The organism is Paraburkholderia sp. CNPSo 3076 (assembly GCF_026343935.1).
In the GTDB taxonomy this organism is placed as follows: Bacteria; Pseudomonadota; Gammaproteobacteria; order Burkholderiales; family Burkholderiaceae; genus Paraburkholderia; species Paraburkholderia nodosa.
Window position 1 is genome coordinate 1 of the sequence record NZ_JAPMAL010000105.1, and the last position, 2454, is coordinate 2454.

2 protein-coding genes and 1 pseudogene are annotated in these 2454 nt (G+C 59.5%); 1 reads left to right on the top strand and 2 read right to left on the bottom strand.

What is annotated here, in order from left to right:
• Positions 1-131 (bottom strand): phage integrase N-terminal SAM-like domain-containing protein (locus M3A49_RS42890; RefSeq protein WP_416339122.1); only part of this gene is annotated, 131 nt, incomplete at its 3' end.
• Positions 132-743: 612 nt separating this feature from the next.
• Between M3A49_RS42890 and ltrA the strand changes: the two genes are divergently transcribed.
• A complete protein-coding gene (gene ltrA / locus M3A49_RS42160) occupies positions 744-2081 on the top strand; it encodes a group II intron reverse transcriptase/maturase (RefSeq protein ID WP_266233970.1) in 1338 nt (445 codons plus the stop codon).
• 175 nt (positions 2082-2256) lie between these two features.
• Here the strand turns inward: ltrA and M3A49_RS42165 are convergent.
• Positions 2257-2454, bottom strand: a pseudogene (locus M3A49_RS42165) (integrase); the annotation flags it as partial.

Here is a 2454-nt window from a genome sequence, read left to right on the forward strand (position 1 = left end):
CCCAGCAGTTCGGGCGAACGGCGGAAGTGTCGGGCGAAACTGGATACCTGAATCAAATAGGACTTCTGGGTATTCTCTGCAAGGTTGCGGATCTGCATGTCATGCAGCATGCGTTGGCGCAGTGGCGTCATGGCGAACCTCCTGGAAGCAGTGGGTGGAATGCCCAACCGGGCGTTCACATACTGCTCCTGGCGATATCGATCACCGCCTCGCCGGGGTTCAGCGCCAGACGACCCACTTCATGAAAAGTCAGCCACAAACCTGTGCCCACCTCCCACTACCGCGTCAGCGGTTTAGTGTACGCCCGTGATGGCGTGCTATCTGCGGGGTGTAAGTCCCCGTCGGAGTTGGCCACAGCTCCGTAGCTGAAGGTAACTGCGTCGTCGTGAGGCGGGGTGGGGAGTAACCGGAGGCGAACTCTCGGTCCGTAGGTTAACGAACCTGTTTCGGCGGGGTATGGCGGCGAGCCTGCACTAAAGTGGCGAAGCCTGGAAGTAACACAGCACGCTGTCGTGGCGGATAAAGCGGTGCGGTGGCGTACCACGTGGTTGAGGACGGAACGATGGGACGGTAGCACGAAGCAAGCGGGGAGACCTGCCGGCGAGGTGAACGCTGGCAGGAGTCAGAGTCCCGGTAGTACTGCACATGGCAGCATCACGCCGTGGAGACCTGCGTCAGAGCAAAAGGCGCACTAGGGAAGCGGGGCAGGAAAGTTGATAGCAGAAGACCAGAAGGAATCAGAGATGAAGATCGAAGCATCGCCAGTGTCGGAAACGACTAGACGAGATGCAGACGCGCTGGGAAGCTGCGTGCAGCGGAAATTCGCGTCAGCTTCAATCTGGACGGACGCTATGTTGGCTGCTCTACAAAACGGAGTTAAAGGAGGTAAATGGCACAGCCTGATTGACAAGGTGTTTCGACTGGACACGCTCGCGCTGGGATGGGCTCAGGTCGAGAAGAACGCCGGGGCGGCAGGAGTGGACCGCATGAGCGTGAAGCGATTCGCGCAGGCGCGGGACCGCTATCTCACTGAACTGGCGCATGCATTGCAGGATGGTAGTTATCGCCCGCAGCCGGTGCGGCGCGTCTACATACCGAAAGGTAAAGGACGTCGCCCGCTCGGCATCCCCGCTGTAAAGGACCGCGTTGTTCAAGCGGCCCTGAAGCTGGTGATCGAGCCGATCTTTGAGCACGAGTTCGAGCCGAGAAGCTATGGCTTCCGCCCGGGCTTGGGTTGCAAGGATGCGCTGCGCGAAGTGGACCGCCATGTGAAAGCGGGCTACTGCTGGGTGGTCGATGCCGACCTGCAAAGCTATTTCGACTCGATTCCGCACCTGCCTCTTCTTGCGAGAGTGGCCGGGCGAATCGCGGACGGCCGGGTTCTGGAACTCATCCAGTACTTTCTCAAGCAAGACATCATGGAAGACATGACGCGTTGGACGCCGACTTCTGGCAGTCCGCAAGGGGCGGTTGTCAGCCCCCTGTTGGCTAATCTGTACCTGCACGAGCTTGACGTGGAAATGCGCCAGGCAGGGCTGGTGATGGTGCGCTACGCTGATGATGCCGTGGTGCTATGCCGTACACGCGAGGAAGCGGAAGCTGCGCTCTCGCGCATGCGGACTTGGGTGGATGCGAACGGCTTGACACTGCACCCTGACAAGACCCACGTTGGGGATTGCCGGCTGGAGGGTCATGGGTTCGAGTTTCTGGGTTACCGGTTCGAGGCGGGCCAACGGTGGGTGCGCAAGAAGAGTCTCATGGGGCTGCGGGTTAAAATCCGTGCCCTGACCAGGCGACGCCGGGGCGATTCGATCGAGGCCATCATTGCGTCGATCAACCCGATCCTGCGTGGCTGGTTCGGCTATTTCCAGCACGCCCACCGCTACACCTTCTCGTCCGTCGACGGCTTTGTTCGTCGGCGTCTGCGAGCGATCCTGCGCAGACAGCTTCATCGTCCGGGTCAGGGTCACTGCCTTCGCGATCACACGCGATGGCCAAATGCCTTCTTCGCTAATCTTGGGCTGTTCACGATGTCCGAGGCCCTTCGATTGGCGCGCCAATCCCGATGTGGAAACAACTGACTGGAGAGCCCGTCGCGGGAAAACTGCACACCGGGTTCGGAGGGAGGGGACGGCGATCGCCGTTTCCTACCCCTATACAACCACGAGTATGGTGCGGTAAAAAATATGTGCTGCTCGATAACGAACTAGGCCAAGGCGGTACCTTTGTGGAAAGCGAACAGCACATATTATTCGGTTACAAGGTGCGGAGGAAGGTCATCAGGTCGGGCTGATCCCGCCATTGCTTTTGTCCTTCGGCACCGCCTTCCACTTCGCATGTCGCTAGCGCCCGCGCCTTTGTTTCCAGATTGATCTCGGCGTAGATATTGGTCGTCTCCAACGAAACGTGCCCAAGCCAGCCGCGTATCGTATTGATGTCGACACCGGCCTGGAG

Bases quoted from the DNA above. Each gene is read 5' to 3' on its own strand.
- ltrA (WP_266233970.1), top strand. From the start codon at position 744: ATGAAGATCGAAGCATCGCCAGTGTCGGAAACGACTAGACGAGATGCA.